The 13,969-nt window shown below is 66.7% G+C and carries 15 protein-coding genes; 12 read left to right on the forward strand and 3 right to left on the reverse strand.

All coding sequences use genetic code 11. From position 1 onward, the window contains the following. Positions 1-135: 135 nt before the first annotated feature. The 4 genes from LBW94_RS19445 to LBW94_RS19460 all read left to right on the forward strand — a co-directional run bounded on the left by LBW94_RS19445 (position 136) and on the right by LBW94_RS19460 (position 2,405). Positions 136-687, forward strand: a complete 552-nt coding sequence (locus LBW94_RS19445) for a hypothetical protein (protein WP_225062729.1) — start codon at positions 136-138, stop codon at positions 685-687. Positions 688-846: 159 nt separating this feature from the next. Further along, complete coding sequence (locus LBW94_RS19450) at positions 847-1,458, forward strand: hypothetical protein (protein ID WP_225062728.1); 612 nt, start codon at positions 847-849, stop codon at positions 1,456-1,458. An 89-nt stretch (positions 1,459-1,547) separates the two neighbouring features. Continuing rightward, complete coding sequence (locus LBW94_RS19455) at positions 1,548-1,742, forward strand: DUF4314 domain-containing protein (RefSeq protein ID WP_225062727.1); 195 nt, start codon at positions 1,548-1,550, stop codon at positions 1,740-1,742. Between the two features lie 30 nt (positions 1,743-1,772). Beyond that, a complete protein-coding gene (locus LBW94_RS19460) occupies positions 1,773-2,405 on the forward strand; it encodes a hypothetical protein (protein WP_225062726.1) in 633 nt (210 codons plus the stop codon). 819 nt (positions 2,406-3,224) lie between these two features. Here LBW94_RS19460 and LBW94_RS19465 read toward each other — a convergent pair. Next, positions 3,225-4,142, reverse strand: coding sequence for an IS3 family transposase (locus tag LBW94_RS19465; RefSeq protein ID WP_266271524.1), 918 nt, complete (start codon positions 4,140-4,142; stop codon positions 3,225-3,227). Then, the gene (locus LBW94_RS19470; RefSeq protein WP_225062779.1) at positions 4,142-4,465 is read right to left on the reverse strand and encodes a transposase; all 324 of its coding nucleotides are present in this window, start codon (positions 4,463-4,465) and stop codon (positions 4,142-4,144) included. The genes LBW94_RS19465 and LBW94_RS19470 overlap by 1 nt, the downstream gene beginning before the upstream one ends. 76 nt (positions 4,466-4,541) lie before the next feature. Between LBW94_RS19470 and LBW94_RS19475 the strand changes: the two genes are divergently transcribed. From LBW94_RS19475 to LBW94_RS19485, 3 genes are all read left to right on the forward strand, one after another. Then, entirely contained in the window at positions 4,542-4,874 is a 333-nt protein-coding gene (locus LBW94_RS19475) for a hypothetical protein (protein WP_225062780.1), read from the forward strand. 587 nt (positions 4,875-5,461) lie between these two features. Next, positions 5,462-5,785, forward strand: coding sequence for a hypothetical protein (locus LBW94_RS19480; protein ID WP_225062781.1), 324 nt, complete (start codon positions 5,462-5,464; stop codon positions 5,783-5,785). A 263-nt stretch (positions 5,786-6,048) separates the two neighbouring features. Further along, positions 6,049-6,891 (forward strand): IS5 family transposase, encoded by an 843-nt coding sequence (locus LBW94_RS19485; protein WP_225062795.1) that lies wholly within the window; start codon positions 6,049-6,051, stop codon positions 6,889-6,891. Here the strand turns inward: LBW94_RS19485 and LBW94_RS19490 are convergent. Further along, positions 6,855-7,355 (reverse strand): hypothetical protein, encoded by a 501-nt coding sequence (locus LBW94_RS19490; protein ID WP_225062794.1) that lies wholly within the window; start codon positions 7,353-7,355, stop codon positions 6,855-6,857. The two genes, LBW94_RS19485 and LBW94_RS19490, sit on opposite strands and share 37 nt — an antisense overlap. 1,385 nt (positions 7,356-8,740) lie before the next feature. Between LBW94_RS19490 and LBW94_RS19495 the strand changes: the two genes are divergently transcribed. The 5 genes from LBW94_RS19495 to LBW94_RS19515 all read left to right on the forward strand — a co-directional run bounded on the left by LBW94_RS19495 (position 8,741) and on the right by LBW94_RS19515 (position 13,927). Beyond that, positions 8,741-9,901, forward strand: coding sequence for an AAA family ATPase (locus LBW94_RS19495; protein ID WP_225061413.1), 1,161 nt, complete (start codon positions 8,741-8,743; stop codon positions 9,899-9,901). Continuing rightward, positions 9,898-11,523: a VWA domain-containing protein gene (locus LBW94_RS19500; protein ID WP_225061412.1), complete on the forward strand. Its 1,626-nt coding sequence runs from the start codon at positions 9,898-9,900 to the stop codon at positions 11,521-11,523. Before LBW94_RS19495 ends, LBW94_RS19500 begins: the two co-directional genes overlap by 4 nt. A gap of 48 nt (positions 11,524-11,571) precedes the next feature. Further along, a complete protein-coding gene (locus LBW94_RS19505) occupies positions 11,572-12,663 on the forward strand; it encodes a DUF6744 family protein (RefSeq protein ID WP_225061411.1) in 1,092 nt (363 codons plus the stop codon). 227 nt (positions 12,664-12,890) lie between these two features. After that, a complete protein-coding gene (locus tag LBW94_RS19510) occupies positions 12,891-13,553 on the forward strand; it encodes a hypothetical protein (protein ID WP_266271529.1) in 663 nt (220 codons plus the stop codon). 191 nt (positions 13,554-13,744) lie between these two features. Continuing rightward, positions 13,745-13,927, forward strand: a complete 183-nt coding sequence (locus LBW94_RS19515; RefSeq protein WP_225061409.1) for a hypothetical protein — start codon at positions 13,745-13,747, stop codon at positions 13,925-13,927. Positions 13,928-13,969 lie beyond the last annotated feature (42 nt).

A 13,969-nucleotide genomic window follows, 5' to 3' on the forward strand; every position in this document is an offset into this window, starting at 1 on the left:
CGGCCGCAGCTTCCGACATCGGACTGCCACACAACGAGATCCACCGCATGATGCGCTCCGCGCACCAGCGATCACACTGAATCCGCCCTCCTTCCGTCAGTGCACCACCGAAGCACCCCGGCCGGGAGTTTCAACATGTCTGGAGAGATCATGTCCCGCATCACCACCGATCGCGACTCGCACGGCCGACTGTCCGTCAGGGGCCGATCCCGGTACGCCGACGGCCACGCCGTCGTGCTCCACGACGGCCAGATCGTCCTGGCCGGCGACTTCGGCGAACCCACGATGCCCGCGGCCGTCGTGGATCTGCTCATCGAGACCCTGCACGAAACCAGGCGCTACGTCACCACACCACGGATCCCCGACGACGCGATACTGTTGGCGCGCTGTGTCACCGACGACAGTATCTGGGCAACCAGCGAAGACCTCGCCGACCCCGAGCTCGCCGAGGAACTCGCCGGGGCGCCGTCTCGACCCGGCGCCGACATCGCCGTCACCGTCCAAGGCACAGACCGCACGCTCGTCGCCGCCTACACCGTCCACACCAGTCCGCTCTCTCCGATCGGAGAGGATCCCGTCGATGTACTCGAACGACACGGATGGCGCGTAGTGACCGATCATGGCCTGGACCGATGGGGCTATCTCAATCTGGTGGTCGAACGGCCCATCACCTCGACCGACACCTGACCCAGCCCACCACGACCGCATCCCGTCATGCAGCCGGACACCCATCCGGCAACGTGAATTGCCGTTGCACACCAACGCAATCAGTGAACGCGTTGAGCCGACTGGGCAGCGGCCCCCACAACGGACTCACGTGGTCCGATCCAGTCGTACGCGCCACCGGTGACCACAACGCCCGAACCCGACCCCGACGACTACCGCGCCCCGGGCCGCAACCAGGTCGCAGCGGTCGGGCGCTGCGGGCCGCGGAACGCCGCGAGCGGGAATCACACTGTACGACAAGGCATCTCCCTGCAGGACAATGCCGAGGACAGGACATCCATCATGGCGATCGAGTTCATGGCGGTGTCGCCGGATCTGTACCGTACGGCCGAACCGGAGGCGGGCACCGTGTTGCCGCCGGCGACCGGCCGGTACAAACGGCAACGCCCGACCGAGCAGTTCGACCCGAACTGGGAATATCTGTTGACCGGCCGCGCATCCACGGCAGCGGTCGTGGCGTGTGTGACCAACGGCTGGGTCGATGTCCCCGAGCGGGTATGGCCGGAGATCCTGCGGCTGTATTGCCCGAAAGCATGGGCGATGCTCGCCGGCGCCGGCGTCTCGTTCGAATCCTGGCAGGCAGGGCACTGCCCCGCTCCGCTGCGCGGCCAGGTCTCCGTAACCGCCAATACGGAACTGGGCGGTTACGCGGTCTTCGTCGTGGTGGATCTCCCCGAGCTGGAGGCGTACCTCATCGATGCCTTCGGTCAGCTGCCTCACTTCGGCTACTAGCCACCGGCCGTGGCAAGTCGTCACTTTCTCCCACCGCTGGTTCCGGACCTCGCGGCGGATCCATGGCACACACAAAGGCGGTACCCCTTATGACACAGATACCGAACAGTGGTGACCGGGTCCGGATCACCGGCGCTATGCACGATCCCGCGCCCCTGGAGATCGGGGAGGAGGGCACCGTCACCGCCGTCGCACCTCATTCCTGGGGGACCCAGATCTTCGTCGCCTGGGACAGCGGCCGTCACCTCATTCTGGTTCAAACCGACCCATTCGATGTGCTGTGATCTGAACGTTTCCGGGAAGGAGCCCGTGCGATGACCGGAGCCAGAACACGCCGCGCGCGCCGGGTCGCCGAGGCAATGCCATTGGCCTCCACGTTGCGTGCATACGCCGCCGAGTGCGACAGCAGTCCGATGACTAGCCGCGCCACCTCACAGGAGTGGTTCGAGCTCACCACGCCGCTGACCGTCGACGACCGAGGCGACACCCCCACTGCGGAATCGAACTTCGCCGTGGCCGAATCCCGCATCGACGCTGCCTCCGCATTCGGAGCCCGCCATCGATACGACCTGTGGCCCGGAGGAACCCTCCGCACTCTCGTAGTCCGCGCCGACGATGCCGGCGCGCTGCGTGCACTCGACGCGGTGATCACTGCCCTGGAAAACTATCCCGTCCTCGATGACGAGAACCTTTCGCGGCACGAATGGGACCGCCACCATCCCGATGGTGGCGACCGCGAATGCTACGCCGACCACGACTGCCGATGCAGCTACAGGACCCACCAGCACAGCGTGGACGTCCGCGAGGACGGTTGTGCCTATCCCTGGTGCGGCGCCTGCTACCAGGCTGTCCAGGACTGGGACGCCGACCGCTTCGACCATCGCGACCCACGACCGGAACAGGAACACCGGCCCTGCGGCGAGGCGTATTTACTGCCCGCTACGTAACCCGTTCCGCTGCAACACAATAAGGAGTAGGTCGGATGACCGTCACGCATGCTCCCATGTTCGATCGGTGGCCGGATGCCCTCGGCGCCGCTGCCGATGCCGTGACCGGTCATGACGTTCAACAGGCCCTTGCTCACGCCCATCGGATCGCCGAGGTGCACGCTGCGCGCGCGTCCAGATGCTGGGCACGCCTGTGCCGCGCCCTTCTCCAACGATCCGGGTCCCACCCTGACGATGTGCCGGCTCCCGGGACATAAGTCGGCGCCTGCCCTGGCGTGCGAGATGCTGACCGTTATTGTCCCGGTCCTCGCTCCTTCGTCACCGAATTGGTCACAGTACTGCTCTCCCTGCTCATTTAGCTGATCTCCGGCCGTAAACCGGTTGTGCCACAATATCTTTGATTACCCGATCGAGTTGCGGGCCCGAAATGATACAGGGGACCGTTGCTTACCCGCCAGGGAGACGGAGCGTCGGTGCCGTGGAAGGTGGGCTCGACCTCGAGATCGATGCTTGCGCGGCGACTTCACCGCCACGGGTTGTGGGACCACTTGCCGTGGTGGCCGAATCCCTGGACATGCCAACACTTTCGGGATGTTATGGAAAGCGTGCCGCCACCGCCGCCGAGGCGGGCGGCAGCCACCCCATCCTTATCCCGTTAGGAGCGACGGCCATGCCCGAACACGCCGAAGATCGGTCCGCTGTGCCGGCCCCGTTACTGATTCCGTCCCGGTCGGCGCGCTATGCCGTGGTGACGAACCTCTACCACAACACCTCGCCGTCTGAGGTTCACCCCGAATGGTGGACAGGGGCTTACAGATTTCAGGCGGCAGTGGTTCGAAGTGAACGCTCGTAGCTGTCGGGGCTTTGGTTCCCGATCGCGGAATGCCGCCGGTCAGTGTTGTAGAAGTTCATCCACTTGTCAACTGAGACAACGAGTTCGGACTTCGTAGTGTAGGTGTGCCGGTAGTAGTGCTCGTGTTTGAAACTTGACCACAGTGATTCGGAAGGGCTGTTGTCCCAGCATATTCCGGTCGCGCCCATCGATCGGAGCAACCCGTGCCGCCGGCAGGCCACAGCGGTGGAATGTGCGGTGAACTCCCCGCCGCGATCCGAGTGCAGGATTGTGCCCTGGACCCGGCCGCCGCGCAGCGTGACCGCAGCGTCGATGGCGTCGGTGACCATGCCGGCGCCGATATGGTCGGCCAGACTGTAGCCGAGCACTTTGCGGGTGTGTCCGTCACGGATCGCGCAGAGGAACATGTCGCCTTCACCGCAGGTGAGATACGTGATGTCGGTCGTCCAGACAGCGTCGGGCCGACCCCGGTCGAAGCGCCGGCCGACCAGGTCGGGCGGGAACGACGCCGCCGGATCGGTGATGGTGGTTTTCATCTTGAACGTGCGGGGACTGATACCTTCGAGCCCGGCCTGCGCCATAATCCTGGCGACGGTCTTCGCCGACACCTGTACGCCCCGATCGCGTAACTCACCGGTGATCCGCGGCGATCCGTACGTGCCGTGCGATGCGCGATGCACCGCGGCGATCTTCGTTCCCAAATCCACGCGCCGCTGCTGCCGGTCGGTGAGAACCGTTGCCGCCCCGCGCTTCACATACGCGTAGTAGCCCGATTTGGATACTTGCAGGAGCCCCGCCATACGGCGAATCGAAAACCGTTGCCCGGCAGGCCGATCGATACCAGCGATGCCGGTGACAGTGTCGGGGCCGGCGTACTCGGCCATCAGAGCGAACCGGGCCGGTTCGTCTGCATCGCGGCAAAGTACGCCGACGCTTTTTTCAGGAAGGCGATGTCTTTGTCCTGCTCAGCGACCTGCCTCCGCAACCGCTGCAACTCGGCTCGCTCCGCGGCATCCAAAGGCTTCTCACCATGAGACTCGGCGGCGGCGATCCTGCGCCGCTCGTCTTTGACCCACGTCCCCAGCAAACTCTCGTGAATACCCAGCTCACGAGCAACCTCAGCAACCGTGCGACCGGAATCGATCACACGATGCGCAGCCTCGACCTTGTACTCGGCCGTGAACGACCGACGCTTACGAGGAGGCACAGCAGACATCCTAACCAGCAGGAACAACCATCCCGCTAACTCGGTGTCCACTCCCCGGGGTGAACCTCAGTCGGCAGTGACCGACGGTTATTCCGCCGACACCGACCAGGTTGCCGAGGTCTACTCCTATTACCAGCACGATGTCCCCAACAGCATGTCCGACCTGGACATCGCAGAGCAGATCATCGAGACGTTCGGTGTCGCGCCCGATCCCACCGACCGAGCCGCTGATCATCGCCTCGCCAGCTACGTCGATCGCGGCAACCGTCCGCTGGCACGCGGTGACGTGATCGCCATCGATCACCGCTATTACGCCCTGACCGGCAGCGGCACGGGTCTCGCTGCGATCGCCCGCCCCCGCACCGCGCCTACGGGACAACCGCTGCCACCGGGAACCACGCAACTGTAACGTCAGATCCGCTCTGCGGGTCCACCCCTTCACCTGCCGTGCGCACCGTCCCGCACTGGGGGTTCCGCTCCGCGCCGACTGCCATCCTCCGCAGGGATCCACGCCGGAGTACTCCGGCCGTTCGCGGAACCCTCACGGCCTCCGACACCGGCGCGACTGCGGGTGCGCCACAGCAAAACACCCCCGGCCGGCCCGGGACCGTCGCACTCCTTCCTTCCCGGTGACTTTCCACTTCGCCGCGGAACGTCATCATCGGTGCGCGAACATCGCGGAGACGGTCTCGGGCCGACAGAGTCATGCGCCGAAATATTGATCGCGACCCGTCTCCGCGTCGCGCACACCCCGGTACGGTGGCATTCCCGGCGTTGCCCGTGCCTCCGCCGCATCGGCTCGCACGTCATCGGCACCCGCGGGCGTCTGTTTGTCAGTATTGCTCGGGTCCAACGCTGTTGAGGGCGCACTTGGTCAACGTGAGGCTGGTCCTCACTGACCACCGGTAGTCGGGACGCGGTCTGCGGGACGAGAAATGCCACGGCCGCAAATGCTTTCGGTCATCGCTTTCACCTGAGAACGGGGGGAAGTACCTCATGGGTATTCGCATGTGCCCCGCGACACCTTACGAAATCGACGTCTATTACCGACCCGGCAGCGGCGATCTGGAGTTCGTCCAGAACTACGGTGTCCGGCTCGTTCTCCCCGCCGTCGCACCTGTCGACGACCTGGCTGGGGTCGTCGATCTCGTCGCAGACCTGGGCCGGCGTCAGACCACGGAGTTCGTGTGGAGTGCCCAGGACCACGACTATGCCGCATCTGTGATCCGTCACGCTGCTGCCGATCCCGATCTGCCACGGATTCTGCACCGAGCCACCGATGTCGACATCGACGCCTACCGTCATTTCTACACCGAGTGATCCGAGAGTTCATATCCCCCTTAGTGCCTGTGTACAAACTGATCGCTGGCGCGTAGGGGGCTTGCGGTGTGTGTGCTGGGGGCCCGCGTGTCGGGGCGGAATGGGTGGGACCTTCTGGTAGCAACGGATGGCTACGAATCACCGTTTGCCTCAAAAGGTCCCGTATGTCGTTGTACTCCACCGCTGCCGAGGTTGGCAGCGAAATCGCCGATAACGGTTGCGGGTGTGTCGCCTGCCGGTTCGGTCACGGCAGGAAACATGCTGTGCGCCAACGCCGTTACACGTCCGATCTGACCGACGAGCAGTGGGCGATCCTCGGACCGCTGCTGCCGTGGCCGGTGTGGCTCGACGGCGGTGGGGGCCGCCCGGAGGAGTACTGCAGGCGGCAGGTGATCGACGCGATCTTCTATGTGGACGACAACGGCTGCAAGTGGCGCAATCTGCCTGCGGACTTCCCGCCCTGGCGGACCGTGCACGCGGCGTTCACCCGCTGGTGGGTGTCCGGGGATGTGCTCGCCGTCCACAACGATCTACGGGACCTGGTGCGCGCTGCCGAGGGCCGCGACCCGGACCCGACCGCGGCGATCATCGACTCGCAGTCCGTCCGTGCGGCCGAGACCGTCGGTGCCGGCAGTCGCGGGTTCGACGCCGGGAAGAAAATCAACGGCCGCACACGGCACGTCGTCGTCGACACCACGGGATTGCTGCTGGTGGTGGCGGTGACCGCAGCGTCGGTCCAGGACCGCGACGGCGCACGCCTGGTCCTGCAACGCATCCGGCAGCTGTTCCACACGATCGCGCTGGTCTGGGCCGACGGCGCCTACGCCGGGAAACTCGTCGTCTGGGCGAAACAGGCACTCCGGATCACGATCGAGATCGTGAAACGCGGCGACGACACCAGCGGATTTGTCGTCCTGCCCCGCCGCTGGGTGGTCGAACGCAGCCTGTCGTGGCTGTCTGGCAGCCGCCGGCTGGCCCGCGACTACGAACGACTACCTGTCCACCACGAAGCCCTCGTGCACTGGTCGATGATCCTGCTCATGACCCGCCGGCTGGCCCGGGCGCCACGTCACCGCGCGACGGTGAACAGCCCCGTCGCCTGCTGATCGGCCCACCCGCGAGCAGCCAGGCGTTTCAGCTTCGCCCGCACCCCCTCCACCTTCGACCGGTCCTCGACCGGGACCCCGAGTCCGGCGGCGACCTTCCCGGCCCGCAACCCGCCCTCACCGGCGTCGGCGAGAACCTCGAGAATGTCGAGGTAATCGCCCGGCAGCACCACCGCCGGGTCCATCCCAGGTTCCCGCTGCGGCACCACCACCGCGCCGATCGGCGACGCGCTCCCCGAAACAGGATGCAGCGCTGCCACTTCCGACTCCGGACCCGGGTCACCGGGCCCAGCCTCAGCATCGATCTCGGCGAGGGTCTCCCGCGTGATCACCAACCGGGACAACCGCTGCTCACACGCCTGCAACTGCCCGGCCAGCTCGGTGATCCGCCGCCGCAGCCCCTCGGCCTCCTCCACGGCCGCAGCCTCCCGCCGGGCCAGTTCCCCACGCCACGACTGTGTCACCGCCACGAGGATAGGCCCCCAGCAACCACTCCGACAGACCCCGCCCATTCCCGCAGATCACCACGCCAAGACCACTATTCGATCAGTTTGTACACAGGCACTTACGGAATTCGCCGATCACTGCCGATCTCGGCCAGCTTGTCCTGCTGTACCGATCAGCACAACACCAGCCTGCCTGCAGTCGGGCCACCCGCTCATGGGAGCAGTCCCAGCCGGCGCGGCCAGGGGAGTATCCTGATCCTGCTGATCCGCAGGATCACCTGTCCGCCAGAAGAATTCACTCCGTGGTAACGGCGGCGGGCGCGCGATTCTGACGTGCCGATCCTCGAGTGCATTCGATCCGCAGTGCGCCCGCGCAGGTCATCGCATCGTGAATCCACCGCCACGATGGCCCGTACTCGCGACGGGGACCACGAATTCGACGAGACCGCTCCTCGGGGCCGATGGCCGGAGGGCAGATCGTTTTCCACACCGCCCGACGGCAGGCAGCGAACACGCCTGCGCTGCTGGACTTCCGATACCACACGCCTGCGGTCCGAATCACTGTCCGTCGTCCCGGAAGATCCGGTGCCACCGTCGCCGAGCGTTCTCTCCATACCAGTTCTCTTGTTTCGTAGCCGCGTATCGCCGGAATATTCACCCACAAATAACAATTCCGCCCCCGATCAGCGGCTCCTTGCCCGCCGCCTCGACGACACCCCGCGGTACCGATCGCCGCCGGAGGGGGTGTGGTGGTGCGCGACCCCCGATCCCCGCGACGCCTACCTCGCGGCGGTGCACTCGCCCCGCTACCAAGTGCACGGTGCACCGAACTGCTTGGTGGCTGCCGTTCTCACCGGAATGGGTTGCTCGGCAGGCGTTCTGCGGGAACTGGAATATGAAGCGGGCCACGGAAGACACCGTGGGCATGTCGGGTTCGGGTCGTCTCGCCACCGACGTCTGCAACGATTCACCCCGCCCGCGCGGGCCCTGCTGGATTCGTTGCAACGTCACCAGGACACCGGAGTGACGTGGAGGACCGCCGCCGACCGTGCGGGCCAACCCTGCACTGGCGCGACACTCGCCATCACCGCTGCGGCCGGCCGTGGATACCGCCGGACTCGGGCTGGATATCCGTCGGGCGGCCGCTGCTTGCCCGCAACCCCGACCTTTCGCTCCACAGCGAACCGCATTACCGACACCCCGGCGCATCGAGGCCGGTGCCCACCGTCGTCGGGCCAGGATTCCCGCCGTCGCCGGTACGGACGGGGCCGGTCCAGTGGTCCCTGTATGTATTTCCCTTCTGTTGTTGCTGTTTCCGTTCTCATTACTCGGGAGTTGTTGTGACCGTTGCTGTTTCACCTGCCGTCGCCAGCGCGTCGGTACCCGCGTCTACCGACGCGGTCATGCGTGCGATCGTCTCGGAGCTGTCGGATCGGTTCTACGAGCGTGGGGAGGTGGTCCGAGCGGTTGTCGTGGCTGTGCTGGCCCAGCAGCACTCGTTTCTGCTCGGCCCGCCCGGCACCGGAAAATCAGAGTTGTGCCGGGCGCTGACCCAGCGGATCACCGGTGCCCGCCAGTGGGAGATGCTGCTGTCGAAATTCACCTCGCCCACCAAAATGTTCGGGCCCATCGACGTCGGCGCACTGGCCCAGGGCCAGTATCGGCAGATCCTGGACGACCACGCCGCCACCGCCCATATCGCCTTCGTCGACGAGATCTTCAAATGCGGCGTCGGTGCGCTCAACGAGACGTTGTCGTGGCTCAACGAGCGCCGCTATTCCCCGGAATCCGGCGGGGCTCCGATCGAGTGCCCGTTGATCTCCGCAGTGACCGCCTCCAACGAACTGCCCGACGGCGAGGAGACCGCCGCGATCTGGGACCGGCTCAGCGTCCGCATCCAAGTCGACTACCTGCACGCCGAGTCCACGTTCATCGACCTGCTCAAGGCCGACCAGTCCGGGCCCGGACCTGTCACCACGGTTGATCTGGACGCGCTGTTGCACGCGGTCCGCATCGAAGTACCCGCGGTAGCGGTGCCCGACGCGATTTTCGAGACTGTCGCGAGGTTGCGTGCCACGCTGCGCGAAGATGGCATCGTCGTGTCGGATCGACGCTGGAAACAGAGCGTCGGGTTGTTGCGGGCTTCGGCGTGGCTGGCCGGGCGCGACCGTGTCGAGGACACCGATCTGATCATCCTGACGCATGTCTTGTGGTCCACCCTCACCGAACGGCACACCGTCGCCGAGCGGGTCCTGGAAGCGGTCAATCCCGACGAGCGTGAGGCGTTGACCGCCGAAGAGGCGATCACCGAACTCGGCCGCGAGTTCGACCAGAAACACGCCGACCTGTCCCCGGACGACCTGTGCGTGTGGGTGATCAAGGAGGCCAACAGCAAACTCAACTCCCTGAAAACGACCCTGGCGGATCTGCACACCCACGCAAGCTCCGCGGCACGGTCCACCGGCACCATCGACCGGGTCGAGGCCGTTCGCGCGGATCTGCACAAACGTATGATGTCCCAGCTGCTCAACGCCCCCGCCCAGGCGAACGGGACGCAGCCGTGAGCGCGCCGCAACCGCAGCCGCACACGACCGTCGGTGAGCTCGCGGCGCGGGCGGCACGCTGGCTCGGGCTGGACCAACCCACCCCGCAGTACCGCCATGCCGTGGTCGGGGACCGGCTCGACGAGCACACCTGGACCCAGACCCGCGATGAAGCCCAGGCCCTGGGCGTGCTGGAGAACCGGATCAGCGACGGTCACACCCACCCCGGCGACCTGCTGCACGACATGTTCCTGGCCGCCTACAAGGCGCAGCCCCGTATTCGTGACGCCGAGGACATGCTGGTGTCCCGGTTGCCCAATCACGCGGTCGTGTCCTCGATCACCGAGACTCCCGAGTGGCGCACTCTGCACCGGCACACCGTCGGTGACCGGCATGCTGCCGCGATGGCCGTGCTGGCCCACGCCGACGCCTTGAGATCCTGGTCGGCAGACAGTCACCAGGCGCAATCGGTCGCCGACGATGCTGACCGGCATACTCGCGACGCCCGGGACGCCACCGATGCGGTCACCGCCGCGTTCGATGACGCGGCCATGGGACGGGACCTGTCCGACCCGGTCCCGGATCAGCAGGTCGACATCGTCGATCAGGCCATCGCCGAGGCATCCGCCGCCGCCGCGACAGCGGCCGACGCGACCGCAGGCGCCCAGCACGCCGCGGCCGAGGTCGGGGCCGCGCTACGGGCGTCCCTGCGGGCCGCGGCCGACAAGGCCGCCCAGGACGCTGCCGCCGAGCATGCCCTCACGGCGGCGTGGAATATCGCTGATGAGCAGTTGGAACGGATGTCGTTTCGGGAGCGGACCGCGTTGGCGCAGCGGCTGCGGTCGGGGCGTTTGGGTGAGTTCGCCGATCTGATCGGCCGGTTCCGGGTGATGGCCGCGGGCATCTCCGCGCGCCGCAGCAGCCACGGCCGCGACGAGGTCATCGGCGTCACCCTTGGCGACGATCTGTCACGGCTGATCCCGTCCGAGCTGGCCGCGATCGGGGTGCCCGCGCTGCGGGCGGTGTTCGCCGCCAGACATGCCGAACAGCAACTCGTGATCTATCAGACCATCGGTCCGCAGCCGGAGAGCCGGGGAGCGATCGTCGCGTGCATCGACTGTTCCCCCTCGATGCGCCACCGCCACCCCGGTCCCGGTGGCCGGGAAGTCACTCGCGAAGCGTGGGCCAGAGCCTGTGGGCTGGCGCTGCTGGACCAGGCCCGCCGCCAGCGCCGCGATTTCGTCGCCGTCATGTTCGCCGCTGCCGACGACGTCTCGGTGTACCGATTTCCCGCCGGCGACGATCCGCTCCTGGATCAGGTGCTGGCATTCGCCGACCATCCCAGCGGCCACGGCACCGACTTCCGGGCCCCGTTGGAGCAGGCCTCGGAAATTCTCGCCCGCCAATACAACCGCGACGGTGCCGTCAAGGGCGACATCGTGCTGATCACCGACGGCGAGGACCACCTCGCCGACACCTGGCTCTCGCGGTGGCGAGATCGCAAGACCCGCTTGGGATTCCGCACGTTCATCATTGCCATCGACACCGCCCCGACCGACACACTGACCGCCCTGGCCGACCATCTCACCCTCGTCGACGACCTCGTCCCCGCCGCCGCAGACGAGGTGTTCGCCCTCCTGTAGCCCCGCAGAGCTCTGGCCCGCAGAGCCTCGAGAAGGGAAACCACCACCATGACCGCTGTCGCACCCATCTACATCGCGCCCCTCGCGATGACTGCTGTCACGCCCACCGCACCCGCCGCCAATCACAACTCGCTGGCCGCTTACACCGACCAGACCAGCCGCAACCCGCTGCTGGGGTACATCGTGGTCTACAGCGTGTTCCGCGGCCAGATCACCCTGGACGACACGACCGCGCAGTTCCAGGATCTGGGTTTGGAAACCGACCTGTTGCCCGGACCGCTGCGCCCTGACGATGCGTTCCTGCGTGTCACCGGCGCCGACGGTATCCGCGACACCTACCGGCTGGACACCCTGCGCGACGACGGCACCGACGCCCCCGCCAGCGGTGCGCCGAGCCCGGCCGGTCCCGTGCGGTCGGCCAGCCTGATGATCCGCCCCGTGCGCCGCGACAGCCAGCGCATCGTGCGCCACATCGTGCGCGAACTGCGTGACGAGTCCGCCTCCACCCTCGCCTACGACACCCACCTGGGTGAAGTCGTCTTCGAACGCGACAGCGCGTCGAGCAGGTCCGGCCGGCTGGTGATCCGGCTGGACCACGCGGCGATCGCCGCGGAGCTCGCGCCCGCCGAACTGCCGCGTGTGCACGCCCTCGTGCGTGCGGTCGAGGAGCAGCATCGGTGGCAGTGCCGGTATCTGGGGGCCGACCGGATCCGCACCCTGCTACGGGACTACATGCACCACATCGACGCGGTCCCGGTGCGGCCCACCGGTGGTGTGTATTTCGTCACCGCCGACCACGCGGCCACCCTCGAGGGTCTGCACCAGTTCATCGAGGGCCTCGGGCACCACAGCATGTTCGCCCGCATCCCGCTGCCCGACGAGACCGAGATGCGCCAGCTGATCATCACCTCGTTCATCGCCTCCGCCAAGGACGCCCTCCAGCGGCTGTCCGCGGACATCGCCGCCGCCCAGCGAACCACCGTCACCGACAACAAGCGCAAGGCCCTGTTCGACCGGTTCCGCACCCTCAAACACCAGGCCGCCGACTACTCCCATCGGCTCGAGACCAGCCTGGGCGACACCAGCTCCTCGCTGGATCTGGTCGAAACCCAGCTCACCGCCCTGCTGCAATCGCAGTAGACGACACCGAACCGCCGTGGCGGGCCCGCCACCAGGCGGGCCCGCCCCTCACCGACGCTGCCGATAACGGCCACGGGCCCAGTGATGCGAACCACAGTGTCTCGGCTCATATCATCCACAGTTGCACAGCGGAATTGATGACCGTCCAGACGAGCATCCCACATCATCCAGAGCCCCGGCCGCACGGTCGCGCGCCGTGCCACCGTGGCACCGCGGACGTGCGTCGTGTGGTGACCGAGGTGCTGCGGGACCATACCGACGAGTCCTCAGCGGTCATCGATCGCGACCACCGGTACGGGCTCACCCGAACCACCATGTTGTCGTGGATGGACAAGGGCCGCAACGGATTCGACCGCTACTACACACGCAGCCTCAACCCGTACACCCAGCAGTGGAACGCCGCGCGCCGCAACTTCACCGCGCCGCGCATCTTCCTGGTCCGCCGGCGCACCCTGCGTGCCGTCCCGCAGACGTTCGCGGTGCGCCGGTGGACCGCCTGGCCGGCGTTCTACACCTCGGGGATCTGGCCTCTGCTGACGACCACCGAGAGGCAGGACATCGCGCACATCGTCCAAACAGCCACGATCTGGAACCCGACGCGCGAATCGGCCTGGGACCCGATCGTGGCCGGGTTCCGCGACGGGCACCTCGCCACCGCGCACGAATGGAACCGCGATCTGCCGCAATGGAGGATGACTCCCCTCGAATCCGGCAGCCTTCGCGCCTACATCGGCATGAACGGCCCCGACCTACGCTCGCGTGGCTGGTGGACCCCGCGCCCACCACGCGCGCGATCCGCTCCCGCGTGCCCTCGCCGCAGCGGTGACACGCCACCGCCCTCCGGCAGGCCCGTCTCCCACATACCACCTCGTCCAGGTGCGCAATTGTGAGGCTTCGGTTCGGCCGCCGTGCGCGAGATCTTCTCCGTACCAGAGGTTCTCGCACCTCCACCATGTCCAGCGGCCGGGCCGCCGGTCACGGTCTGCCTCGCACCGTCCTGCTCGCTGGGTCCGCACGCCACTCGGCCGTGCGCGGAGCCGTCGATGACCGGCCCTACTCGACCTTCGGTCAGGAGTACGCCATGAGCACCACAGACGATGCATCGCAATCGGTTCCATCCACGGTCGGCACGGAGGGCGAGCCCCTAACCGCCGACGAGAAGAGAGAGCTGATGACGCTGGTGAAGACCCCCGACCTCACCAGCGCCCAGATCGCTCGCGCGATCGACCTGTCCAGACGTCACGCCGCGTCCCGACTGCGATGACCGCGATCGCCTGACCGCCGACGCTGCCCGCTGTATCGCCTA

Source organism: Nocardia sp. alder85J (assembly GCF_020176955.2).
In the GTDB taxonomy this organism is placed as follows: domain Bacteria; phylum Actinomycetota; class Actinomycetes; order Mycobacteriales; family Mycobacteriaceae; genus Nocardia.

Coding starts and splice junctions, on each gene's coding strand:
- LBW94_RS19445 (WP_225062729.1), top strand. CDS start 136: ATGTCTGGAGAGATCATGTCCCGCATCACCACCGATCGCGACTCGCAC.
- LBW94_RS19455 (WP_225062727.1), top strand. CDS start 1,548: ATGACACAGATACCGAACAGTGGTGACCGGGTCCGGATCACCGGCGCT.
- LBW94_RS19460 (WP_225062726.1), top strand. CDS start 1,773: ATGACCGGAGCCAGAACACGCCGCGCGCGCCGGGTCGCCGAGGCAATG.
- LBW94_RS19465 (WP_266271524.1), bottom strand. CDS start 4,142: ATGGCCGAGTACGCCGGCCCCGACACTGTCACCGGCATCGCTGGTATC.
- LBW94_RS19480 (WP_225062781.1), top strand. CDS start 5,462: ATGGGTATTCGCATGTGCCCCGCGACACCTTACGAAATCGACGTCTAT.
- LBW94_RS19495 (WP_225061413.1), top strand. CDS start 8,741: ATGCGTGCGATCGTCTCGGAGCTGTCGGATCGGTTCTACGAGCGTGGG.
- LBW94_RS19505 (WP_225061411.1), top strand. CDS start 11,572: ATGACCGCTGTCGCACCCATCTACATCGCGCCCCTCGCGATGACTGCT.
- LBW94_RS19515 (WP_225061409.1), top strand. CDS start 13,745: ATGAGCACCACAGACGATGCATCGCAATCGGTTCCATCCACGGTCGGC.